This is a genomic window from Aminobacter sp. P4_D5 (genome assembly GCF_056401815.1).
The window spans coordinates 1-1214 of the sequence record NZ_JBFUIP010000387.1 but is presented as its reverse complement, the minus strand read 5'-3'; the positions used below and the strand labels follow the sequence as shown (position 1 = coordinate 1214).

The following is a 1214-nucleotide window of genomic DNA, read 5'->3' as shown; positions in this document are numbered from 1 at the left end:
CTACCAGGCTGTGCTACGCCCCGTCCGCTGCGGTGATAGGGGGTGCGCGCCCCCGCATCAAGCAGGAGGCAGCACCTTGCCCGGGTTCATCCGCCCTTCGGGGTCCAGCGCGGCCTTGATGGTCCGCATCAGATCCACCGCCACCGGCGACTTCAGCAGCGCCATGCTGGGCCGCTTCGACTGGCCGATGCCGTGCTCGGCGGAGAAGCTGCCGCCCAGTTCCACCGCGATCTCGCTCACCATGGTCTCGAATTCCGGCGCGCGGGCCTGGAACTCGGCGAAGCCCATGCCGATCGGCGCCTTCATCGAGAGGTGGATGTTGCCGTCGCCCAGATGGCCGATCGCCACCATCCGCCCCTCCGGCCAGCGCGTTGCGATCAGGGCGGCGCAGCGGGCCAGGAATTCCGGCACGGCCGAGACCGGCACGCAGGTATCCGTCGGCAGGCCCGGCGCCTCGATGCGGGAGGCCTCCGGGAAGGTCTCGCGGATATTCCAGAGGTTCTGGCGCTGCGCCTCGCTCTCGCAGATCACCACGTCCTCCACCTCGCCGGCCTCGATCCCGGCCATCAGCGCCGCCTCCAGCGCCTCGCGCACGGGGATGGCGGCATGGGTGCTGGCGGCCTCGATGAGGACGAACCATTCGGTGCTCAGCGGCATCGGCTCGCGGACATTGGTGCCGTATTTCAGCGTGATCTCGATGCAGTTGCGCTGGATCAGCTCGAAGGCGACGAGTTCCGCACCGCTCTCCTGGCAACGCGCGTAGAGGTGCAGCGCCTCCTGCGGGGAGCGCACCGCGGCCAGCGCCGTCTCGCGCTTGGCCAGCTTCGGAAAAAGCCGCAGCGAGGCCGCGGTGATGACGCCGAGCGTGCCCTCCGCACCGATGAAGAGGTGCTTCAGCGCATAGCCGGAATTGTCCTTCCGGACGCGGCGCAGGTCGTCCAGCACGCGGCCATCGGGCAGCACGACCTCGACGCCGAGCACGAGGTCGCGCGCATTGCCGTAGCGGATGGTGCTGATGCCGCCGGTGTTGGTCGACAGCGCGCCGCCCACCATCGCGCTGCCCTGCGCGCCGAAATGCAAGGGGAATAACCGACCGGCATCGGCCGCGGCGTTGTGCACGGCCTCGATGGTGCAGCCGGCCTCGGCGACGAGGGAATTGTCGAGCGGGTCCACGGAGCGGAAGCGGTTCATGCGCTCCAGGCTCAGCACGACGC

The 1214-nt window shown here is 69.4% G+C and carries 1 protein-coding gene; it reads right to left on the bottom strand.

Features of this window, described 5'->3' with window-relative positions; translation table 11 throughout:
• Positions 1-57: 57 nt before the first annotated feature.
• Positions 58-1214 (bottom strand): FAD-binding oxidoreductase (locus AC1DWF_RS32115; protein ID WP_476842581.1); only part of this gene is annotated, 1157 nt, incomplete at its 5' end.